The sequence below is a fragment of the Aquibium sp. ELW1220 genome (assembly GCF_030398385.1).
Lineage (GTDB): Bacteria > Pseudomonadota > Alphaproteobacteria > Rhizobiales > Rhizobiaceae > Aquibium.
The window spans coordinates 219,673-241,643 of the sequence record NZ_JAOAOQ010000004.1 but is presented as its reverse complement, the minus strand read 5'-3'; the positions used below and the strand labels follow the sequence as shown (position 1 = coordinate 241,643).

Annotated in this window: 21 protein-coding genes and 1 pseudogene; 9 read left to right on the top strand and 13 right to left on the bottom strand. The window is 67.6% G+C overall.

Annotated elements, in window-relative coordinates; translation table 11 throughout:
* Nucleotides 1-64: 64 nt before the first annotated feature.
* Nucleotides 65-862 (bottom strand): L,D-transpeptidase, encoded by a 798-nt coding sequence (locus tag N1F91_RS05875; protein WP_289990808.1) that lies wholly within the window; start codon nt 860-862, stop codon nt 65-67.
* Nucleotides 863-1,103: 241 nt separating this feature from the next.
* Here N1F91_RS05875 and N1F91_RS05870 point away from each other — a divergent pair, with 241 nt between their 5' ends.
* Complete coding sequence (locus N1F91_RS05870; RefSeq protein WP_289990807.1) at nt 1,104-1,742, top strand: DNA-3-methyladenine glycosylase I; 639 nt, start codon at nt 1,104-1,106, stop codon at nt 1,740-1,742.
* 189 nt (nt 1,743-1,931) lie between these two features.
* Here N1F91_RS05870 and N1F91_RS05865 read toward each other — a convergent pair whose 3' ends face one another.
* From N1F91_RS05865 to N1F91_RS05855, 3 genes are all read right to left on the bottom strand, one after another.
* Complete coding sequence (locus N1F91_RS05865; protein WP_289990806.1) at nt 1,932-4,088, bottom strand: methyl-accepting chemotaxis protein; 2,157 nt, start codon at nt 4,086-4,088, stop codon at nt 1,932-1,934.
* Nucleotides 4,089-4,202: 114 nt separating this feature from the next.
* Entirely contained in the window at nt 4,203-4,385 is a 183-nt protein-coding gene (locus N1F91_RS05860) for a hypothetical protein (RefSeq protein WP_289990805.1), read from the bottom strand.
* A gap of 5 nt (nt 4,386-4,390) precedes the next feature.
* Nucleotides 4,391-4,606 carry a hypothetical protein gene (locus N1F91_RS05855; RefSeq protein ID WP_289990804.1) on the bottom strand — a complete coding sequence of 72 codons (216 nt, stop codon included), beginning with the start codon at nt 4,604-4,606 and terminating at the stop codon, nt 4,391-4,393.
* A gap of 278 nt (nt 4,607-4,884) precedes the next feature.
* Here N1F91_RS05855 and hisS point away from each other — a divergent pair, with 278 nt between their 5' ends.
* The 4 genes from hisS to N1F91_RS05835 all read left to right on the top strand — a co-directional run bounded on the left by hisS (nt 4,885) and on the right by N1F91_RS05835 (nt 10,551).
* The gene (gene hisS, locus N1F91_RS05850; protein ID WP_289990803.1) at nt 4,885-6,456 is read left to right on the top strand and encodes a histidine--tRNA ligase; all 1,572 of its coding nucleotides are present in this window, start codon (nt 4,885-4,887) and stop codon (nt 6,454-6,456) included.
* Between the two features lie 146 nt (nt 6,457-6,602).
* Entirely contained in the window at nt 6,603-7,718 is a 1,116-nt protein-coding gene (locus tag N1F91_RS05845) for an ATP phosphoribosyltransferase regulatory subunit (protein ID WP_289990802.1), read from the top strand.
* 292 nt (nt 7,719-8,010) lie between these two features.
* Nucleotides 8,011-8,712: an ATP phosphoribosyltransferase gene (gene hisG / locus N1F91_RS05840; RefSeq protein ID WP_289990801.1), complete on the top strand. Its 702-nt coding sequence runs from the start codon at nt 8,011-8,013 to the stop codon at nt 8,710-8,712.
* Nucleotides 8,713-8,826: 114 nt separating this feature from the next.
* On the top strand, nt 8,827-10,551 hold the full coding sequence (locus N1F91_RS05835) for an AMP-binding protein (protein ID WP_289990800.1): 1,725 nt from the start codon (nt 8,827-8,829) through the stop codon (nt 10,549-10,551).
* Between the two features lie 111 nt (nt 10,552-10,662).
* On the opposite strand, the gene N1F91_RS05830 is transcribed toward N1F91_RS05835, so the two are convergent.
* Together N1F91_RS05830 and fumC are read right to left on the bottom strand one after the other, a co-directional pair.
* Nucleotides 10,663-11,061: a DoxX family protein gene (locus N1F91_RS05830; protein ID WP_289990799.1), complete on the bottom strand. Its 399-nt coding sequence runs from the start codon at nt 11,059-11,061 to the stop codon at nt 10,663-10,665.
* Between the two features lie 769 nt (nt 11,062-11,830).
* Nucleotides 11,831-13,231 (bottom strand): class II fumarate hydratase, encoded by a 1,401-nt coding sequence (fumC, locus tag N1F91_RS05825; RefSeq protein WP_289990798.1) that lies wholly within the window; start codon nt 13,229-13,231, stop codon nt 11,831-11,833.
* Between the two features lie 202 nt (nt 13,232-13,433).
* Here fumC and N1F91_RS05820 point away from each other — a divergent pair, with 202 nt between their 5' ends.
* From N1F91_RS05820 to N1F91_RS05805, 4 genes are all read left to right on the top strand, one after another.
* Nucleotides 13,434-14,714 carry a hemolysin family protein gene (locus N1F91_RS05820; RefSeq protein ID WP_289990797.1) on the top strand — a complete coding sequence of 427 codons (1,281 nt, stop codon included), beginning with the start codon at nt 13,434-13,436 and terminating at the stop codon, nt 14,712-14,714.
* Nucleotides 14,715-14,907: 193 nt separating this feature from the next.
* On the top strand, nt 14,908-15,888 hold the full coding sequence (locus N1F91_RS05815) for a sialic acid TRAP transporter substrate-binding protein SiaP (protein ID WP_289990796.1): 981 nt from the start codon (nt 14,908-14,910) through the stop codon (nt 15,886-15,888).
* Between the two features lie 124 nt (nt 15,889-16,012).
* A complete protein-coding gene (locus N1F91_RS05810) occupies nt 16,013-16,555 on the top strand; it encodes a TRAP transporter small permease (protein ID WP_289990795.1) in 543 nt (180 codons plus the stop codon).
* A gap of 14 nt (nt 16,556-16,569) precedes the next feature.
* Entirely contained in the window at nt 16,570-17,850 is a 1,281-nt protein-coding gene (locus N1F91_RS05805; RefSeq protein ID WP_289990794.1) for a TRAP transporter large permease, read from the top strand.
* Nucleotides 17,851-17,865: 15 nt separating this feature from the next.
* Here N1F91_RS05805 and N1F91_RS05800 read toward each other — a convergent pair whose 3' ends face one another.
* The 7 genes and pseudogenes from N1F91_RS05800 to groES all read right to left on the bottom strand — a co-directional run bounded on the left by N1F91_RS05800 (nt 17,866) and on the right by groES (nt 21,784).
* Entirely contained in the window at nt 17,866-18,267 is a 402-nt protein-coding gene (locus N1F91_RS05800) for a type II toxin-antitoxin system HicB family antitoxin (RefSeq protein ID WP_289990793.1), read from the bottom strand.
* 4 nt (nt 18,268-18,271) lie between these two features.
* Complete coding sequence (locus N1F91_RS05795) at nt 18,272-18,469, bottom strand: type II toxin-antitoxin system HicA family toxin (RefSeq protein WP_289990792.1); 198 nt, start codon at nt 18,467-18,469, stop codon at nt 18,272-18,274.
* Nucleotides 18,470-18,711: 242 nt separating this feature from the next.
* A pseudogene (locus tag N1F91_RS05790) lies at nt 18,712-18,945 on the bottom strand (TCP-1/cpn60 chaperonin family protein); the annotation flags it as partial.
* A 19-nt stretch (nt 18,946-18,964) separates the two neighbouring features.
* A complete protein-coding gene (locus N1F91_RS05785) occupies nt 18,965-19,309 on the bottom strand; it encodes a type II toxin-antitoxin system RelE/ParE family toxin (protein WP_289990791.1) in 345 nt (114 codons plus the stop codon).
* Entirely contained in the window at nt 19,309-19,587 is a 279-nt protein-coding gene (locus N1F91_RS05780) for a ribbon-helix-helix domain-containing protein (RefSeq protein ID WP_289990790.1), read from the bottom strand. Before N1F91_RS05780 ends, N1F91_RS05785 begins: the two co-directional genes overlap by 1 nt.
* A gap of 177 nt (nt 19,588-19,764) precedes the next feature.
* Nucleotides 19,765-21,417 (bottom strand): chaperonin GroEL, encoded by a 1,653-nt coding sequence (gene groL, locus N1F91_RS05775; RefSeq protein ID WP_289990789.1) that lies wholly within the window; start codon nt 21,415-21,417, stop codon nt 19,765-19,767.
* Between the two features lie 70 nt (nt 21,418-21,487).
* Entirely contained in the window at nt 21,488-21,784 is a 297-nt protein-coding gene (gene groES / locus N1F91_RS05770; RefSeq protein WP_289990788.1) for a co-chaperone GroES, read from the bottom strand.
* Nucleotides 21,785-21,971 lie beyond the last annotated feature (187 nt).

Sequence of the window (21,971 nt, the reverse complement as noted above, 5' to 3'; positions counted from 1 at the left end):
GTGGTTCTCCTGTCCGGCGCCCGGGATCGGGCGCCGGTGTCGTCCTGTCGGGTGGTCGTCGACGTCAGATGACGATCACCCGGGTGCCGACCCCGACGCGCTCGTAGAGGTCCATCACGTCCTCGTTGCGCATGCGGATGCAGCCAGACGAGACCGACTGGCCGATCGTCCAGGGCTGGTTGGTGCCGTGGATGCGGTAGAGCGTCGAGCCGAGATAGAGCGCGCGCGCGCCGAGCGGGTTCTCCGGGCCGCCGGCCATGTGGACCGGCAGGTGGCGGCCCTTGGCCTTCTCGCGGGCGATCATCTCGGCCGGCGGACGCCAGTCCGGCCATTCGCGCTTCTGCGTCACCTTGTGGGTACCGGACCATTCGAAGCCCGGCTTGCCGGTGCCGACGCCGTAGCGGCGGGCCTGGCCATCGCTTTCGACGAGATAGAGGAAGTTCTTCGTCGTATCGATGACGATGGTGCCGGGCTTTTCGGGGCCGTCATAGGCGACCATCTGCGGCAGGTAGATCGGGTTGATCTGCGGCTGGACAGGGCGCTGGATCGCGGCGGTGCGGATCTGCCGGTCCGGCGCCGGCTGCGCGACCTGGCGTCCGCGCGGCTGGCCCATCACGCGCAATGCGTTGTGATCGACGACGGCATTGTCGCGGCCGGGATAGTAGACCTGCCGCTGCTCGGTGCGCGGCTGGCGGGCGAGCTGCCGGCCGGGCGTGCGGCCGAGCTGCAGCACCCATGGCGCGCTGAGATCGGGGCTGACGACCAGCGGAGGGCGCTGGCCGTAACGATCCTGCGCAAGGGACGGCTGGGCGGCGAGGGCGGCGGCCAGCGCCACACCCGCGAGGGCTAGAGACTTCTTCATCGGACGTACACTCCACACATCGCCTGATGCCGGACGCCAAGGGAACGAGCGTCCGGTTGGGATCGATTGTGGTTAACCGGGGAGTCTGAAAGATGAATCGAATTGTCCGGAAGGTCCGATTGTCAGGAAAGATGGTGCCGTGGTTACCGGGCGGTTCAGGAATCTGGTAAAGCGCGGCTTAAGGCAGCACGAAACGCACTTAAGGCAGCACGAAACGCACTAACGAGCGGATCAGGAGACCATGGGCGAGGAAAAGACGGGCCTGTCGACGGGCGACGACGGCGTGGTGCGCTGCTTCTGGGCCGGCGACGATCCGCTCTACCGGCATTATCACGACGCTGAATGGGGCCGCCCGGTGGCCGACGACCGCCGCCTTTTCGAGAAGATCTGCCTTGAAGGTTTCCAGTCGGGCCTGTCCTGGCTGACCATCCTGAAAAAGCGCGAGAACTTCCGCGAGGCCTTCGCGAATTTCGAGTTCGAGCGCGTCGCGGCCTTCGGGGACGGCGACGTGGAGCGGCTTCTCGGCAATGCCGGCATCGTGCGCCATCGCGGCAAGATCGTCTCCACCATCAACAATGCCAGGCGTGCGCGCGAGATGGCGGATGAAGCCGGATCGCTGGCGGCCTGGTTCTGGCGGTTCGAGCCGCAGCCGCATCAGCGGCCGGAGCGGGTGGACTATCCCACGCTGGTCGCGAACCCGAAGACCGATGTGTCCACACGCATCTCCAAGGAACTGAAGAAGCGCGGCTGGAGCTTCGTCGGACCGACGACGATCTACGCCTTCATGCAGGCGATGGGGCTGGTCGACGACCACATCGAGGGCTGCGCCTGCCGCGAAAGTGTCGAGGCCGAGCGCCTGCTTTTTAAACGGCCGCGCTAGCGGGCTCCGGACGCGCAAAGGGCGGACGCCTGCGCGCCCGCCCTTTGCGGTCGGTCAGGATTGGCGACCCCCGTCAGGTGTCTTCCCGGCAATGGCGGCGAGTGGACAGCGCGACGTTGCCCGTCGTGGCCGCGCGCGAGCCCCGCGCGATTCCCCTGTGCGCCAGCTGCGCGAAGGGCGTGCGCATGGTCAGGCGGCCTGGCGGAAGTCGGCCGCCGTGCCGCCGGTGCGGAAGCGCCCGAGCATCTCGGCCAGCCGCGCGCTTTCCAGGCGCAGTTCGTCGCCCGACGCGCTGACTTCCTGCACCATGGCGGCGTTCTGCTGGGTGTTCTTGTCCATGTCGTTCATGGCGATGTTGACCTCGGCGAGGCTGTTCGACTGGTCCGAGGCCGCGCCGGCGATCGCATTCATGTGGCCGTCGATCGAGCGCATCAGTTCCTCGATCGCCGAGATGCTGCCGCCGGCATCGGTGACGAGCTGGACGCCTTCGCCGACGGTGCGTTCGGAGTTCGAGATCAGGCCCTTGATCTCCTTGGCCGCCTCGGCCGAGCGCTGGGCAAGTGCGCGAACCTCCTGCGCGACCACCGCGAAGCCGCGGCCGGCATCGCCGGCACGCGCGGCCTCGACGCCCGCGTTGAGGGCGAGCAGGCTGGTCTGGAAGGCGATCTCGTCGATGACGCCGATGATCTGGGTGATCTGGCGCGCCGACTGGTCGATGCGCTCCATGGCTCCGACGGCGTTGCGGACGACCGCGCTCGACTGCTCGGCCCGTTCGCGGGTGGAGCGGACGAGGTCGCGGGCCTCGGCGGTGCGGCGCGACGTGGCGGTGACGTTGGCCGTGACCTGGTCGAGCGCTGCGGCGGTTTCCTCCAGCGCTGCGGCTTGCTGCTCGGTGCGCCGGGCGAGGTTTCCGGAGGCCTGCGAGATCTCGTTGGAGCCGCCGCCGACCACGGAGGCCGACCGCGCGGCCTCGGCCATGGCGGTGCGCAGCTGGCGCATGGAGGTGTTGAAATCGTTGCGCAGCGGCTCGAAGCGCTCGGCGAAACGCTCCTCGATGTCACAGAGCAGGTCGCCCGCGGCGAGGCGCCGCAGGCTGGCGGCCAGAGACCCGGTGGCCTGGTTGAGGCGGTGTTCGGCGTCGGCCTCTGCCTGCGCCTGCATGGCCTGGCGCTCGCGGTCGGCAGCCTCGCGCTGGCGCGCATTCTCGGCTTCGAGGTGCAGGTTGCGCACCGCCGCCTCGCGGAAGATCTCCACCGAGCGCGCCATTTCGCCGATCTCGTCGCCGCGGTCGCGCAGCGGGATCGGGTTCTCGACATCGCCTTCGGCCAGCGCGTGCATGCGGCCGGCGATGCCGCGGATGGAGGTGCTGATGTTGCGCACGGCCAGGACGCAGAGCGCCGACACCACCAGAACGACCGCCGCGGTGAGCGCGATATAGAAGAGGTAGGCCGAACGCGCATCGGCGAGGCGGGTCCGGGCGAGGGTATCGAGGGCCCCGGCCGTCTGCTCGATCGCCGCGCGCAGGACCGGGTACTGCGCCTGCTTGGCCGCCGTCCACTGATCCAGCGTGATGCCGGTCGTGCGTGCCGCCTGGTCGTTGCGGAAGATGTCCTGGCGGGCGGTCTTCAGGACCTCGCCGTTCGGACCGGTCTCGTAGGAACGGATGCCCTGGGTGATGTCGGCCGGGAGGAAGTCCATCAGGGCGGGGCGGTGGATGTCCATCAGGCTGCGCGAATGGATCATGTAGGAGAAGGCGGGCACGGCCAGCGTTTCGCCGCGCAGGAAGGTGATGCCGAGGTTGTTCTCGATCAGCGAGGCATCATTGGTCTGCATCAGGGCGTGAAAGCCGGCGACGAAGCGGGCGATGGCGAGATCGGAGACGATGGCGCTTACCCGGTCCATCAGCCTGAGGCCGGCGGCCGAGACCGGCTGGAGGATGTAGAGCGCTTCGTTGAAGACCGCCTTGCCTTCATCGACGCGGATGCGGTGCGGTCCGACCTTGGCGATGCCTTCGCGGATGACGCGCATCGTCTCCTCGATCACCGGATCCGTCTGGCCGCTGGCCTTCAGCGCCTCATGCGCGTCGAGCACCTGCTTGAACACCGCATCGGTGCGCGAGCGCGCCGCCGCCCGGTTGTTCTCGTTCGACAATGCCTCGGCGGGAAGCGCCAGCGCCAGCTGCGAGCCGGCTTCCGCCAGTTCCTTGACCGGCATGGCCTGCCGCAGGTCGACATATTGCTGGTAGGAGGTCCAGGCCAGATAGCCGCCCATCAGCGCGATGATGGCAAGCGGCAGGATGGCCAGGCCGAACAGCGTGCTGCGAATCGAAATCGCGCGAAAGGTCATGTCGTCCCCCGAATGACGAAAGCGGTCCCGGCGAACGCGGGACCGGATGAAGGTTTCCCCTCAAATCATTGGACGACGTCCGTTAAAAAATTCCCTTCAATCCGCGCTATCCCGCTAGAGCGCGCAGAGCGGATAGCCGGCGCGCAGGGCCGAGCAAAGGTCCGGCTCCCAGCCGCCGAATCCGAGCAGCAGGGCGGCGGCGAGCATCGTGACGATGGCGACGAGGATCGTCGCGCGAAGACCGGCGCCGCCCTGCGCGGGCAGGTCGTGCGGGTGGCCCTGGTGGTGATTGTCCATGCCGCTCATCCCGCCAGTGCTCCGCCGGCGAGCAGAAGGGCTGCGATTACCACCGTCACCGAACCGACGAGAGGATAGAGCGCGATCACCAGCGTCATCGTGGCGCCGCGCATCGCGCCGTCGGAACCGCCCTCGCGGTGGGCGTCGCTGCCGCGCGCGGGCCGGAGGCCGCCCGTCAGTGGCAGGGAAGGGGCGGTGGTGTCGTGGCTCTTGGTGTCCATCTGCGTCGTGCCGGGAACCTCGTCCCGTTCCTTTCGGTGCCTTGCCTGTCCTTCGGCCGCGGGCCGCGCGGCGAAGAACTTCACACGCCGTAGAAGATGTTGGGCCGGCAAGGCGCAATTTGGGCGCGATGTTGGCGGCTTCTGGGCAGTGGTTCATGCGGCGCGGGGTGTTGCGGCGAAGCCTCACCCTTGCCGCTTCCGGCCCCATCGGCTAAACGCGCGCAGGATTGTTCTCGAGGGCCGGGGGCATGCGCGAACCGGCCGGAAATGCGACGGAAATGACCGGAAAGAGCGAGAAGATGAAAGCGCGCATGCCGCGCGGCTTCGTCGACCGGCAGGCGGCCGACATCCGCGCCGTGGACGAGATGTGCGCCAAGATCCGCGCCGTCTACGAGCTCTACGGCTTCGAGCCGGTGGAGCAGCCGATGATCGAGTACACCGACGCGCTGGGAAAATTCCTGCCCGACCAGGACCGGCCGAACGAGGGCGTGTTCTCCTTCCAGGACGACGACGAGCAGTGGCTGTCGCTGCGCTACGACCTGACCGCGCCCTTGGCGCGCTACGTGGCGGAGAATTTCGAGAAGCTGCCGAAGCCGTTCCGCAGCTACCGCCAGGGCTGGGTGTTCCGCAACGAGAAGCCGGGGCCGGGCCGCTTCCGCCAGTTCATGCAGTTCGACGCCGACTCGGTCGGCACGCCGGGCGTGGCCGCCGACGCCGAGATGGCGATGATGATGGCGGATGTGATGGAGGCGCTGGGGATTCCGCGCGGGGATTACGTGATCCGGGTGAACAACCGCAAGGTGCTGGACGGGGTGCTGGAGGCGATCGGGCTCGGCGGCGAGGAGAACGCGGGGCGCCGGCTGACGGTGCTCAGGGCGATCGACAAGCTGGACAAGTTCGGCGTCGAGGGCGTGCGGCTGCTGCTCGGGGCAGGGCGCTGGGATGGCGGGAAAGAAGGCGAGGGGGATTTCACGAAGGGGGCTGGGCTGGATGAGGGGCAGGTTTTGCGTGTCGTCAGCTTCCTCGATATGGCAAATAAGGTTTCTGTTGAAATCGATTGTCTGGAGTCGTTGCCGTCAAACGTTTCCGATGCAGATTCTGCTGACTGGTACATCATCAACGAGATGCAATCCTCGTTCTACGAGAATGCAACTGCTCGCGGTGGATTGGACGAGTTGGAGACTGTATGGAAGCTCGTACGTGCTGCGGGATATGGCATAGATAGAGTCAAAATCGACCCCTCCGTCGTCCGCGGCCTCGAATACTACACCGGCCCGGTCTACGAGGCCGAGCTGCTGGCCGAGATTCCCAACGAGGACGGGCAGATCGTGCGGTTCGGGTCGGTCGGCGGCGGCGGGCGGTATGACGGGCTGGTGTCGCGCTTCCGCGGCGAGCCGGTGCCGGCGACGGGGTTTTCGATCGGCGTGTCGCGGCTGATGACGGCGCTGAAGAACCTCGGCAAGCTGCAGACGGCCGACGTGCCGGGTCCGGTGGTGGTGCTGGTGATGGACCGGGATACGGACAGCCTCGGCCGCTACCAGAAGATGGTGGGCGAGTTGCGCGCCGCTGGCATCCGCGCCGAGATGTATCTCGGCGGCTCGGGCATGAAGCCGCAGATGAAATATGCCGACAGACGGGGGGCTCCGTGCGTCGTCATCCAGGGCGGCGACGAGCGCGCCAAGGGCGTCGTGCAGATCAAGGACCTCGTCGAGGGCGCGCGGATGGCGGCGACGATCACCGACAATGCCGAATGGCGCGAGGGGCGGCCGGCGCAGGTGGAGGTTTTGGAGAGCGAACTGGTGGCGACGGTGCGGGGCATCATCGCGGCGCAGGCGGCGGAGCGGGGGTAGGGTGTTCGAGGTGCTCGACCTGTCGGAGGGGGGGAAACCTTCTCCGGCAGAGGCGATGCGCGGGTCGGAGGAAGGGAGGCCCGCGTCGGCCGTGGCACAAAGCGAGACGGAGCGATGGCCGGACCGTCCGCTGCAGCGTGCCGCCCATGACCCGCATCCCCGCCATTGCTCCCGCCCTCACAGCGCTCTTCGCCGAGCGCAGCGCGCATATGGTCGACGTGCCGGTGATCCAGCCGGCGGATCCGTTTCTCGACATGGCGGGCGAGGATCTGCGGCGGCGGATTTTTCTCACCGAGAGCGAGACGGGCGCCGCACTCTGCCTGCGGCCGGAGTTCACCATTCCGGTGTGCCTCGACCACATCGCCAGCCAGGCCGGCACGCCGCGCCGGTATGCCTATCTGGGCGAGGTGTTCCGGCAGCGGCGGGAGGGTGGCAACGAATTCTTCCAGGCCGGCATCGAGGATCTGGGCGAGACCGACGCGGCCATGGCCGACGCGCGCTCCATTGCCGACGCGCATGCGCTGCTTTCGCTGGCGCTGCCCGGGCGGGGGCTGACGGTGACGCTCGGCGACCAGTCGGTGTTCGAGGCGGTGCTGGCCGCGCTCGGCCTGCCGCGCGGCTGGCGCATGCGGCTGGCGCGCGCCTTCGGTTCGGCCGAGCAGCTGGAAGCGGCGCTCGCCGACCTCGCCAACCCGCCGAAGGCCTCTGCGCTGCCGGGCCGCGTGGCGGAACTGGTGGCCGACGGCGATCGCGCAGCGCTCGCCGCGCAGATCGCCGAGGGGATGGCTGAGACCGGCCTGTCGCCAGCGCTCGGGCGCACGCCCGACGAGATCGCGCGGCGGCTGATCGAGAAGGCGGAGTTGCGAAGCGTGCGGCTGTCGGCCGAGGCGTTTTCGGCGCTGAAGGCCTTCCTCGCCATCCGCGCGTCGCTGGACACGGCCGCCGACGTGCTGGAAGGCTTCGCCGCCAGCGCTGGCGTATCGCTGGGCGCGGCGCTTGAGCGGTTTTCGGCGCGCGCGCAAGCCGTGGCCGGGCATGGCCTGCCGGTCGGGGCGATCATCTACGACGCCGCCTTCGGCCGGCCGCTCGACTATTACACCGGCCTGGTCTTCGAAATCTCCGCCGAAGGTGCGGCGCGGACGCTGGTGGGCGGCGGCCGCTACGACCGGCTCCTGACGCTGCTCGGCGCGACCGCGCCGATCCCCGGCGTGGGCTTCTCGGTCTGGCTCGACCGGGTGGAAGCGCTGCGGGGAGGGGCGTGATGATTGCGGTGATTGCTGTTTCATCCTACGGCGTCGAGCACCCCCTCACCGTCTCGCTTCGCGAGCCACCTCTCCCCCTGCCCGGGGGAGAGGAAAAGCCTCGTCGTCGCTGCTCGACCTTTCCCCGTCACCGGACTGGTGGCGAGGCAGCCGTTGGCGCGCTTCCTCTCCCCCGGGCAGGGGGAGAGGTGGCCCGAAGGGTCGGTGAGGGGGTGCTTTCTTGCGACATCTCATCACGCATCCTCATGCACGAGCGCAACTCCAGCGGCGCCAGGCTTCCGGAGCGCCGCCCATGAGCATCACCATCGCTCTCCCGTCGAAGGGCCGGCTGCGCGAGCAGGCGCTGGAGGTGTTCGCGAAGGCGGGGCTGCCGGTGGAGGAGCCGGCCGACCAGCGGCGCTATCGCGCCAGGGTCGGCGGGCGCGACGACATCGAGGTGGCGTTCCTGTCTGCCTCCGAGATCGCCAGCGAGCTCGGCCAGGGCAATGTCGATTGCGGCGTGACCGGCGAGGACCTGGTGCGCGAGACGCTGGCGGAGTGGGACGCGAAGGTGGAGATCGCAGCAAGGCTGGGCTTCGGCGAGGCCGACGTGGTGGTGGCGGTGCCCGACATCTGGCTCGACGTGTCGACCATGGCCGACCTCGACGACGTGGCGGCCGAGTTTCGCCAGCGGCACGGGCGCAGGCTGCGGATCGCGACGAAATACTGGCGGCTGACGCAGCAGTTCTTCTCGCAGATGCACGGCATCCAGGTCTACCGCATCGTCGAGAGCCTCGGCGCCACCGAGGGCGCGCCGGCTGCGGGCTCGGCCGACATCATCGTCGACATCACCACCACCGGCTCGACGCTCAGGGCCAACCATCTGCGCATCCTGGACGACGGGGTGATCCTGAAGTCGCAGGCCTGCCTCGTCGCCTCAAGGCGAGAGCGGGCGGCGGCGGATGCGGCTCTGCTGGCGGACGTGCGTGCCCGCGTGCGCGCGGCGGTGGCGTAGCGGTTCGGCGAAAGGCCGGCGATTGCGCTGGACCGGCCGCCTGATACACTCGGCAACGAGAGACCGGCGGGCGCGGAGACGTCTGCCGGAGACGTGCATCGGGGAGGACCATTCATGACCACAGACGCCGGCGCGCCGCATTCGCTCGCGCCCATCGACGGCCTGTCGCACGTGACGGGCGACCGTTCGGTACCGCTGCTGGAGGAGACGATCCCGCAGGCGCTGGCGCGAACGGTGGCGCGTTATCCCGACCGGCCGGCGGCCGTGTTTGCCGCGCAGGGGGTGCGGGTGACCTGGTCGCAGTTCGCCGCCGCGGTGGACGATCTCGCCGCCGGGCTGCTGGCGCTCGGTCTCGACAAGGGCGACCGGATCGGCATCTGGTCGCCGAACCGCTGGGAATGGCTGCTGACGCAGTTCGCAACGGCGCGGATCGGTCTGGTGATGGTCAACATCAACCCGGCCTACCGGCTCTACGAACTGGAATACGCGCTGAACAAGGTCGGCTGCCGGGCGCTGGTGACGGCAGCAAGCTTCAAGACGTCCGACTATCTGGGCATGGTGGCCGAACTGGCGCCGGAGCTTTCGGCCGCGAAGCCGGGCGAACTCAAGGCGGCGCGGCTGCCCACGCTGCAGTTCGTCATCCGCATGGGCGATGCCGTGTCGCCGGGAATGCTGAACTTCGACGCCGTGCCGGGGCTCGGCACGGCGAAGGAGCGCGCGCGGCTCGACGACATCACGGCGGGCCTTGATCGGGACGAGGCGATCAACATCCAGTTCACCTCCGGCACCACCGGCGCGCCGAAGGGGGCGACGCTGTCCCATTCCAACATCCTCAACAATGCACAGTTCGTCACGGCGGCGATGAACCTGACGCAAGAGGACCGGCTGTGCATTCCCGTGCCGCTCTACCATTGCTTCGGCATGGTGATGGGGACGCTGGGCTGCGTCACCAAGGGCGCGGCGATGGTGTTTCCAGGCGAGGGCTTCGATCCGGAGGCCACGCTGAAGGCGGTTTCGGCGGAACGCTGCACGGCGCTCTACGGCGTGCCGACGATGTTCGTCGCGATGCTCGACCATCCCGGCTTTTCGGGCTTCGACTTGACGTCGCTCCGAACGGGCATCATGGCCGGCGCGCCGTGCCCGATCGAGGTGATGAAGAAGGTGCAGAGCCAGATGAACATGCGCGAGGTGACGATCGCCTACGGCATGACCGAGACGAGCCCGGTGTCGTTTCAGAGCCATGTCGACGACCCGCTGGACAAGCGCGTCTCGACGGTGGGGCGCGTGCACCCGCATGTCGAGGTGAAGGTGGTGGACGCGGACGGGCGCACCGTGCCGCCGGGCGAGCGGGGCGAACTGTGCACGCGCGGCTATTCGGTCATGAAGGGCTACTGGGACGAGCCCGAGAAGACCGGCGAGGCGATCGACAAGGAAGGCTGGATGCACACCGGCGACCTCGCGACCATCGACACCGAGGGCTATTGCAACATCGTCGGCCGGGTGAAGGACATGATCATCCGCGGCGGCGAGAACGTCTATCCGCGCGAGGTGGAGGAGTTCCTCTACCGTCATCCCAAGGTGCGCGAGGTTCAGGTGTTCGGCGTGCCGGACAAGCGCTACGGCGAGGAGGTCTGTGCCTGGATCGTGCCGGCCGGCGAGGCGCCGACCGAGGAGGAAATCCGCGCCTTCTGCCAGGGTCAGATCGCGCATTACAAGATCCCGCGCTACGTGCGCATCCGCCCCTCGCTGCCGATGACGGTGACCGGCAAGCCGCAGAAATTCATCATGCGCGACGAGATGGTGGGCGAACTCGGGATCACGGAACTGAAGACGGCCTGAGGCGCGCGGCGCTTGCGGCCCGACGCAGAAAAGGCCCGGCTTGGGGGAGCCGGGCCTTCGCCGCTGCGCGGCAGTGCTGAAACTCGCGGCCTGGGCGGCGCGCCCTGGAGGTCAGGCCGTCGCGAGCTTGCCGGTGCGGGCGTCGACCGAGAGTGAGCCGGGACCCGAAACGAAGAGGGCGAGGAAGCCGCCGGCGATGGTCAGGTTCTTCATGAAGGAGATCATCTGCATCTGGTCTTCCGGCTGGAAGTGGAAGACGTAGCCGGCGAAGACGCAGAAGGCGGCGAGCAGGAGGGCTGCGATCTTCGTCTGGAAGCCGACGAGGATGGCGATGCCGGCCACGGTCTCGAAGATGGCGGCGAGCCAGGCGAGCGCGGTCGCGGCCGGCAGGCCGACCGAGCCGATGTAGCCGGCCGTGCCTTCGATGCCGCCGAACTTCGACAAGCCGGACATGATGAACATGACCGACAGGAGGATTCGGCCGATGAGGAGGATGACGCTGTTGGACATGTGAGTCTCCGAGGGGGGATTGGTCGTGGCGTGACCATACCCGGATCGGCGGAAACCGATAGCGCCGGGTGCGCCGACGATACGTTCACTAATGTTGAACGATGACGGAGAGCCGTCGCCGGTCGGCGACCCGCGGGACCGGGAGACGCCCCCATCACCTTCGTCATCCGGGGCGAAGCCGGAGCGGAGCGGAGGCGCAGACCCTGGATCAATGCCTCGGCGGTCGTCGAAGGCGGGACGACGGAGACATTGTGGCTAGGTCCGGGGACGCACCGGCGACGGGACGCGCCCGGGCGATGGGACGCGCCGGCGGTGGCGCATGCCTCGTCGTGGACCGGAGCGCGGGCATGGGCGGCGGGGCATGGATCCCGGATACGTCGTCCTTCGCTACGCTTGGACGCCGTTCCGGGATGACGAAGCCGGAGGGAGGCGCCCCCGTCACCTTCGTCATCCCGGGCGAAGCCGGAGCGAAGCGGAGGCGCAGACCCGGGATCCAAGCCTCGGCGGCCGTCGAAGGCGGGACGACGGAGACATGGCGGCGGTGTCCGGGACGCTCCGGTGAGGGGACGCTCCGGCGACCGGACGCGCGCCAGCGATGGGACGCTACGGCGGTGGCGCATGCCTCGTCGTGGACCGGAGCGCGGGCATGGGCGGCGGGGCATGGATCCCGGATACGTCGTCCTTCGCTGCGCTCGGACGCCGTTCCGGGATGACGAAGACGAGGGAGGCGCGGCTGTGGGCGGTGCGATGAGGGACGGAGACGCCGACCTCAACCCGGCTGCGTCATCAGCTCCGGCCGCACGATGCGGTCGTAATCCTCCGCGGTGACGAGACCGGTCGCCAACGCCTCCTCGCGCAGGGTGGTGCCGTTCTTGTGGGCCGTCTTGGCGATCTTCGCTGCCGCGTCGTAGCCGATGGTCGGGGCGAGGGCGGTCACGAGCATCAGCGAGCGGTCGAGGGCTGCCTTGATGTTGTCTTCGCGGGCCTCGATGCCGGTGACGCAATTGTCGGTGAAGGAGCGGGCGGCATCCGACAGGAGCTGCACCGATTGCAGGAAATTGTAGGTCATCAGCGGATTGTAGACGTTCAGCTCGAAATGGCCCTGGCTGCCGGCGAAGGTGAGCGCTGCGTTGTTGCCGAAGACCTGGACGCAGACCTGCGTCAGCGCTTCCGACTGCGTCGGGTTGACCTTGCCCGGCATGATCGAGGAGCCAGGCTCGTTTTCCGGCAGCGACAGTTCGCCGAGGCCGGAGCGCGGCCCCGAGCCGAGGAAGCGGATGTCGTTGGCGATCTTGAACAGGGCGGCGGCGGCGGCGTTGATGGCGCCGTGGCTGAAGACCATCGAATCATGCGCCGCCAGCGCCTCGAACTTGTTGGGCGCCGTGACGAAGGGCAGGCCGGTGATCGCGGCGATGCGCTCGGCCACCTTTTCGGCGAAGCCGATCGGCGCGTTGAGGCCGGTGCCGACCGCCGTGCCGCCCTGGGCGAGTTCCATCAGGCCGGGCAGCGTCAGCTCGATGCGCCTGATCGATGAGGCGACCTGCGCGGCATAGCCGGAAAACTCCTGGCCGAGCGTCAGCGGCGTGGCGTCCTGGGTGTGGGTGCGGCCGATCTTGACGATGTGGTCGAAGGCCTTGGCCTTCTCGTCCAGCGCGGCGTGCAGGTGCTTCAAGGCCGGCAGGAGATCGTGGACGATGCGCTCGGCGCAGGCGACGTGCATGGCCGTGGGATAGGTGTCGTTCGACGACTGGCTCATGTTGACGTGGTCGTTGGGGTGGACCGGCTTCTTGGAGCCCATCACGCCGCCCAGCATCTCGATCGCCCGGTTGGAAATCACCTCGTTGGCGTTCATGTTGGACTGCGTGCCCGAGCCGGTCTGCCAGACGACCAGCGGGAAATGCGCGTCGAGCTTGCCGTCGATCACCTCCTGCGCGGCCTTCACGATCGTCCCGCCGATGACCGGGTCGAGCCGGCCGAGCGCCATGTTGGCCTCGGCCGCCGCCTGCTTGACGATGCCCAGCGCCCGGACCACCGACAGCGGCTGCTTTTCCCAGCCGATCCTGAAGTTTCCGAGCGATCGCTGCGCCTGCGCGCCCCAGTAGCGGTCGGAGGCGACCTCGATCGGGCCGAAGGTGTCGGTCTCGGTGCGGGTGCTGGGGGCGTCGGTCATGGCGGGTTCCTCGGATCGGTACGAGCGTTCGGGTAGCGCGCGGGACGGAGCGCTTCAAGCGAAGATTGCGCCGCTGCCGCTGCCAAATCGATTCAATCGCCGCGGCCAAGTGGCTGAGATTGCTTCGATGGCCTCGGTCGCGCATCGCCAACCGGCGCGCGCACCGTTGACCCGGTCACCGCGACGTCCTACCCCTGACGACATGTTCGAGCTGATCGTCGCGGCGTGCCTCATCCTGCTCAACGGCGTCTTCGCGCTGTCGGAGCTGTCCGTCGTGTCGGCGCGCAAGCCGCGGCTGGCGGTGCTGGCGGAGCAGGGGCGGGCCGGCGCGAAGGCCGCGTTGCGGCTGGCCGAGGAGCCCGGGCGCTTCCTCTCGGCCGTGCAGATCGGCATCACGCTGATCGGCATCCTGGCCGGCGCCTTCTCGGGTGCCGCGCTCGGCGCGCGCATGAGTGCCATCCTCATGGGCTACGGCGTCACCGAGAACGTCGCCGAAGTCGCCGGCTACGGCATCGTCATCGGCCTGATCACCTTCCTGTCGGTGATCATCGGCGAACTGGTGCCCAAGCATCTCGCCTTGCGCAACGCCGAGGGTTTCGCCTGCATGATGGCACCGGCGATGGAGATGTTCTCGCGCATCGCCGCGCCGGTGATCTGGCTGCTCGACGCCTCCACCCGGGCGATCCTGCGGCTGACCGGGATGTCGGGCGACGCCGGATCGACGATGTCCGACGAAGAGATCCGCACCGTCATCGCCGAAGCCGAGAGCGCCGGTGTCATTGAGGCGGCCGAGCAGGCGATGATCTCGGGCGTGATGCGGCTCGGCGACCGGACCGCCCGCGCCCTGATGACGCCGCGCACCGAAGTCGAGGCCATCGATGCCGCGCTGTCACCGGACGCGCTGCGCGCGGCGCTGCTGGCGACCAGTCATACGCGGGTGCCGGTCTACGAGGGCAGCGTCGATTCTGTGGTCGGCGTGGTGCGCGTCCGCGATCTGGCGACCGGCCTGCTGTCGAAGCCGCCGTCGGCGCTCGCCGACCATGTCCGGGCCGCCCCGGTGGTGCCTGACACGATGTCGGCGCTGGTTGTGCTGGAGACCCTGCAGAAGGCGGACGTTCCGATGGTGCTCGTCCATGACGAGTTCGGCCATTTCGAGGGCGTGATCACGCCCGCCGATATCCTCGATGCGATCGCCGGCGCCTTCCGCTCCGACGAGGAGGAAGGCGAAGGCCCCGAGGCGCACCAGCGCGCCGACGGCTCCTGGCTGCTCGCCGGTTCGATGCCGGCCGACGAGATGGCCGACCTGCTGCGGCTCGAACTGCCGGAGCGGCGCAGCTACGAGACGGTGGCCGGCTTCCTGCTCGACGCCTTCAAGCGACTGCCGGACACGGGCGAAGCGATCGAGGTCGGCAAGTGGCGCTTCGAGGTCGTCGACCTCGACGGGCGGCGCATCGACAAGGTCCTTGCCGCGCGGAACGGGTGAGAGCGCGCCTGCGCGCCACCCCGATTTTAGCCGTCGCTTGATTTCCCGTTCCATCCTGTCGATACTCGTCTTCGAGGGTAGAGAACAGCAGGAGGATGTACACCCGGCGAGGTCCGGGACGGCGCCAAGACAAATGAAAAGATCGGGCGGGAGGAGCCGCGCCGAAACACAGATTTCTCGGGAGGAGACGATCGTGAACACCATCAAGACGATGGCCGCACTGGCCAGTTCAGCTGCCGTTTGCCTTGCGGCGACGGCGCCCGCATCAGCCGAAACGGCGCTCAAGTGGGCCCATGTCTACGAAGTGAGCGAGCCCTATCACACCTGCGCGGTGGCTGCGTCCGACAAGCTGAAGGCGGCGACCGACGGGCGCTATTCGGTCGAGGTCTTCCCGGCCTCCTCGCTCGGCAAGGAATCCGACATCAACGAGGGGCTCGGGCTCGGCACCGTCGACATCATCTATACCGGCCAGCTGTTCGCAGGGCGGTCCTACGGGCCGATCGCCATCGGCGGTGCGCCCTACATGTTCCGCGACTACGCGCACTGGGACAAATACCGCAATTCCGACCTCTTCAAGGATCTGGCCAAGGGCTATACCGACGCCACCGGCAACCACATCACCTCGATGACCTATTACGGCGAGCGGCACGTCACGTCCAACAAGCCGATCGACAAGCCCGAGGATCTCGCCGGCCTGAAGATCCGCGTTCCGGATGCGCCGCTGTACATGATGTTCCCCAAGGCGGCGGGCGCCAACCCGACGCCCATCGCCTTCGCGGAAGTCTACCTCGCCCTGCAGCAGGGAACGGTGGACGCGCAGGAGAACCCGCTGCCGACCATTCAGGCGAAGAAGTTCTACGAGGTGCAGAAGCACATCAACTTGACCGGCCACATCACCGACGCGCTCTTGACCATCGTCGGTGGCCCGGCCTGGAATGCCATGGACGCGGCCGACCAGGCGGCGCTCGAGACCGTGCTCGACGAGACCTCCGTCTGCGCCACCGGGCAGATCATCGAGTCCGAGAAGAACCTCGTCCAGTGGTTCAGGGACCAGGGCGTCGACGTGCGCGAGGTCGATCGACGCCCGTTCCGCGAGGCGACGATGACGCTGCACAACAGCGCGGACGCGACCTGGGACCAGCCGACCTACGACAGGCTGCAGGCCATCCAGTAGCGAGGGCAAAGGCGCGGCCGCCGACCCGCACGCGCTGGCAAGCGCGGCAGGGGCGGCGGCGTCCCTTCTCGTGGTTCCCGGCGGCGCAGTTCCGCGCCGCCGGCCTTCCTCTGCGGAGATCAGCATGCGGCAGGATGATTCCGGCGTCGAGCCGGACGAGAGCGAGCGGCTGGACGACGTCCAGCTTCAGGACGGCATCGTGCTCGTCGTCTTCTGGACGCTGGCCGTGGTCGTGTTCCTACAGTTTTTCACGCGCTACGTGCTCAACAATTCGCTGGGCTGGACCGAGGAGATCGCGCGCTACCTCCTGATCGGCGTCACCTTCATCGGCGCGGTGATGGCGGTGCGCAAGGAAAGCCACATCGCGGTCGAGCTCGTCTACCGCTGGCTGCCGCGCCGAGCGCGGCTCGCCCTGCAGATTGCCGTCGACCTCGTGGCGCTCGCCTTCTACGCCATCACCGGATGGCTTTGCATCGGGCTGGCGCAGCGCACGCAGCAGATGATGGGCGCGATCGACCTGCCGAAATCGATCGTCTACTGGGCCGTCGCGGCGTGCTTCGCCGGCATGACCGTCTACGGCGTCGTGGTGCTCGTGCGCCACATTCGCACCGGCACCAGCCGCCTCGTCGATCCGGAGCTGTTCTCCGCCACCGGCCCCACCCTCTAGACCGGCGCCCGACCATGCTCCTGACCCTGCTTTTCGTGCTTCTCCTCGTGATGCTCATGCTGGGTGTCCCGGTGGCCATCGCGCTCGCCGGCGCCTCGGCGGTGTTCATCTTCCTCGACGGGCGCATCCCGGACGTCGTGGTCGTGCACCGGATGATCAACGGGGTCGATTCCTTCCCGCTGCTCGCCGTGCCGTTCTTCATCCTCGCCGGCAATCTGATGAACTCGGCCGGCATCACGGAGCGCATCTTCGACTTCGCCAAGGCGCTGGTGGGGTGGATGCGCGGAGGGCTCGGGCACGTCAACATCGGCGCCTCGGTCATCTTCGCCGGCATGTCGGGTGCCGCGGTGGCGGATGCCGGCGGGCTTGGCGCCATCGAGATCAAGGCGATGCGCGACGCTAACTACGACCCGGGCTTCGCGGTGGGCATCACCGCGGCCTCGTCGACGATCGGACCGATCATCCCGCCCTCGCTGCCGATGGTCATCTACGGCGTCGTTGCGGGCGCCTCGATCGGCCAGCTCTTCGCGGCCGGCTTCGTGCCCGGGCTGATCATGGCGGTGGCGCTGATGATCATGGTGGCGATCTATGCGCGCCGGCACGGCTATCAACGAGACCAGGCCTTTTCGATCCCGGTTCTGGGTTCCACCTTCCTGCGTGCCTTCCTGTCGCTGATGACGCCGGTGATCATCGTCGGCGGCATCCTGTCGGGCGCCTTCACGCCGACGGAAGCGGCGATCGCCGCCTGCGTCTGGGCGCTGTTCCTCGGGCTCGTGGTCTACCGGACGCTGTCGCTGCGGCGCTTCCTGCGCGTCTCGTTCGACACGATCGAGACGACGGCCGTGGTGCTGTTCATCGTGGCGTCGGCCTCGATCTTTGCCTGGATCCTCGCCTCCAACCGCGTGCCCGAGCACTTTGCCGCCCTGGTGCTGACGGTGTCGGAGAACCCGATCATCGTGCTTCTGCTGATCAACCTGATCCTGCTCGTCGTCGGCTGCTTCCTGGAAACGGTAGCCGCGATCACGATCCTGGTGCCGGTGCTCTTGCCGATCGCCGTCAAGGTCGGCGTCGACCCGGTGCATTTCGGCGTGATCGTGGTGCTCAACCTGATGATCGGGCTGCTCACCCCGCCGGTCGGCCTCGTGCTCTACGTGCTGGCGCGGGTGTCGAAGGTGCCGTTCGAGCGCTGCGTGGTGGCGACCGCGCCATTCCTGATCCCGCTCGGGGTGGTGCTGGCGCTGGTGACGTTCGTGCCGGCGCTGACGCTGTGGCTGCCGACGCTGCTGTATCGGTGAAGGGGCTGGCGGCGGCTACTCGACGATTTCACGGCGGGCGGCGCTCGCCAGGAAGGCAGAGCGCGTCTGGCGGCGAGCCTTGGCGGCGGCGTCGATGGCTTCGAGGAGGCCGAGGTCGAAGGACACGTTGATGCGCGCCGTCGAGCCGCGGTCGCGCACGAGGGGCACGATGGTGGTCATGGCGCCCTGGCGGTCCTCTTCGAGGTCCGGATCGGACATGATGGCGTCGAAATCGCGTGGCGCCGGCACCGGATCGCCGTCGGACTCCAGCATCCTCACGTGCCCGGCCAGAGCCTCGACGGCGTTCTGCACCGCCTCGTCGATCGTATCACCGGCGGAGATGCAGCCGGGAAGGTCGGGGAAGCTGACGCCGTAGACACTGTCGGGCTCCTTGTGGATGAAGGCGATGTATCGCAATTTTTTACTTCTTCTCCATCAACCCCGCCTGCTTCAGGACCGATCGCACGGTTCCAGGCGGGATGTCCTTTCGCGGGTGCGGAACGGTCACCTTGCCGGGCTTCGTCGGATGTTTGAAGTGGTGGTGCGACCCGGTCACCCCGATCTCGAACCAGCCATCGCGTTCCAGCATCCTGATCAGCGCACGGCTGTCGCGCTCCATCTCCGCCCCCGTGTAAAATAATACACACAATTGGCGACAGCAAGATGCGCGCCGAACAGACGCACATTCCTACTTTATCCGGCTGGACGGCGTCATGCCGACCCCGGCGGGCATTACTTTCCCCTCCGAAGTATGCATCGGGAGTGATTCGTCGTCGATGCGAAAAAGGGCGGCCCTCGCGAGCCGCCCTTTTCATGTCTGCGTGGCTGGTTCCCCGGCCTGGGCCGGGGAGGGGACGGACCTTAGAAGTCCATGCCGCCCATGCCGCCGCCCATGCCGCCGCCCATTCCGCCGGGCATGCCGCCGCCGGCAGCTTCCTTCTTGGGAGCTTCGGCGATCATGGCCTCGGTGGTGACCAGCAGGCCGGCGACCGAAGCCGCGTCCTGGAGAGCCGTGCGGACGACCTTGACCGGGTCAACGATGCCCATGGCGATCATGTCGCCGAACTCGCCGGTCTGGGCGTTCTAGCCGTAGGTCTCCTGGCGTCGCCTCGGTCTAACGTCCACCCTCGGGTTTCGGCGGCGCGTCATCGGCGATTTCTTCCAGAAGTTCCGAAGGCGCCCGGGCATCCTCCTGGCGACCGTGCCGAAAGGCGACGATTTCAATCCCATCGCCCAGGATTCGCGTGGTGAGCACGTATGGTGCCATGACAACCCGGCGGGTTCCCGGGATATCCCCGCGTACGCCAAGATTGGGGAAACTGATCAGCCGCGCCTGGAGAGCGCGCATCTCCTTGACGATACGTTCGGCCGCACGAGGGTTCCGTTCGGCGACATAGGCGATCGCCTCAAGGAACCGGCGCCTGGCCGCCGGCGCCATACGGGCCCGGCGCGGCGCCATCAGCCAGCCTTGGCACGCCGGTTCGAATGCGCCGCCGCGGTGATGGCCTCGGCTTCGTCGAGGACTTCGTCGAGATCGATGCCTTCCCCGGCATCGAGTTGATCCAGTCCCTCGATCTCGTCCAGCAACTGCCTGCCTTCGCCGTCCAGATATGTCCGGAACGCGCGGAGCATGACCCAGGTCCGGTCGCGATCGAGCGCGCGGGCGATGCGCTCGAAGTCGCCGATCATCGCAGCCGGGACGCGGATGGAAACCTGTGTCTTGTCATCGACCTTCATGACTGATCCCACTGTATGTCCGTGGGATGCAGCGTATACCATGGACCGCTCCCGGTCAAAGCGGCGCGCCGAGCCTCCGACGCGTCGCCGGCGGTGACGACGACGTCTCCGGACGCAGAAAGGGCGGCCCTTGCGGACCGCCCCTCGCATTTCGACCGGTTGGCTGGAAGCGTGGACTTAGAAGTCCATGCCGCCCATGCCGCCCATGCCGCCGCCCATTCCGCCGGGCATGCCGCCTCCGGCAGCTTCCTTCTTCGGAGCTTCGGCGATCATGGCCTCGGTGGTGACCAGCAGGCCGGCGACCGAAGCCGCGTCCTGGAGAGCCGTGCGGACGACCTTGACCGGGTCGACGATGCCCATGGCGATCATGTCGCCGAACTCGCCGGTCTGGGCGTTGTAGCCGTAGGTCTCGCTGGCGTTGTCGAGGATCTTGCCCGCGACGATCGACGCCTCGGCACCCGCGTTCGACGCGATCTGGCGGCAAGGAGCCTGGAGAGCGCGGCGGACGATGGCGATGCCGGCCTTCTGGTCGGCATTGGCGCCTTCACCCTTGATGGCGAGCGAGGCGCGCAGCAGCGCGGTGCCGCCGCCGGGGACGATGCCTTCTTCCACGGCCGCGCGGGTCGCGTTGAGGGCGTCGTCGACGCGGTCCTTCTTCTCCTTGACCTCGACCTCGGTCGAGCCGCCGACGCGGATGACCGCGACGCCGCCCGCGAGCTTGGCCAGGCGCTCCTGGAGCTTCTCGCGGTCGTAGTCCGAGGTGGTCTCCTCGATCTGCTGCTTGATCTGGGCGACGCGGCCCTGGATCTCTTCCTTCTTGCCGGCGCCGTCGACGATGGTGGTGTTCTCCTTGGAGATCGACACCTTCTTGGCGCGGCCGAGCATGTCAAGGCCGACGTTCTCGAGCTTGATGCCGAGGTCTTCCGAGATCACCTGGCCGCCGGTGAGAATCGCGATGTCCTCCAGCATGGCCTTGCGGCGATCACCGAAGCCCGGCGCCTTGACGGCAGCGATCTTCAGGCCGCCGCGCAGCTTGTTGACGACCAGCGTGGCGAGCGCCTCACCCTCGACGTCCTCGGAGATGATGACCAGCGGCTTGGAGGTCTGGACGACCGCCTCGAGCACCGGCAGCATCGCCTGGAGGTTCGACAGCTTCTTCTCGTGCAGGAGGATGTAGGCGTCCTCGAGCTCGGCGACCATCTTGTCGGGGTTGGTGACGAAGTAGGGCGACAGGTAGCCGCGGTCGAACTGCATGCCCTCGACGACCTCGAGCTCGGTCTCGGCGGTCTTGGCTTCCTCGACGGTGATGACACCCTCGTTGCCGACCTTCTGCATGGCCTCGGCGATCATCTCGCCGATTTCCTTCTCGCCATTGGCGGAGATGGTGCCGACCTGCGCGACTTCGGCGGAGGTGTTGATCTTCTTGGCGCTCTTGACGAGGCTGGCGACGGCTTCGGTCACGGCGAGGTCGATGCCGCGCTTCAGGTCCATCGGGTTCATGCCGGCGGCAACGGCCTTGTGGCCTTCCTGGACGATCGACTGGGCGAGAACGGTCGCCGTCGTCGTGCCGTCACCGGCGATGTCGTTGGTCTTCGAGGCCACTTCGCGCACCATCTGGGCGCCCATGTTCTCGAACTTGTCCTCGAGCTCGATCTCCTTGGCGACGGTGACGCCGTCCTTGGTAATGCGCGGGGCGCCGAACGACTTGTCGATGACGACGTTGCGGCCCTTGGGGCCGAGCGTGACCTTCACCGCGTCGGCGAGGATGTTGACGCCGCGCAGCATCCGCTCGCGGGCATCACGGGAAAAACGTACTTCCTTGGCAGCCATGTGTTAGCTCCTCAACAGTTTCGGCCGGTCGTCGAACCTGGCCGTGGATCAGTTTCGATCAGGGCTCGGCTCAGCCGATGATGCCCATGATGTCGGATTCCTTCATGATCAGCAGGTCTTCGCCGTTGAGCTTGACCTCGGTGCCCGACCACTTGCCGAAGAGGACGCGGTCGCCGGCCTTGACGTCCAGCGGAACCAGCTTGCCGGCCTCGTCGCGCGCGCCGGAGCCGACGGCGATGATCTCGCCTTCCTGCGGCTTCTCCTTGGCGGTGTCGGGGATGATGATCCCGCCCTTGGTCTTCTCTTCCGACTGGACCCGGCGGACCACCACGCGGTCGTGCAGCGGGCGGAAATTTGTCTCTGACATTTTGGTATCCTCGATGCGGATGATGGAATTATCCCGTCCGGCGGAACCGGACTTCGTTAGCACTCACCTGGAGGGAGTGCTAACGCGCCGCTCAGATAGGCGCAGCGGCTCGGGCTGTCAAGAGAAAGTGATGGCTCTCGCGGAGGCCTTTCGGTCAATCCGGGGCGATACCGGTGCCCCAGGGCTC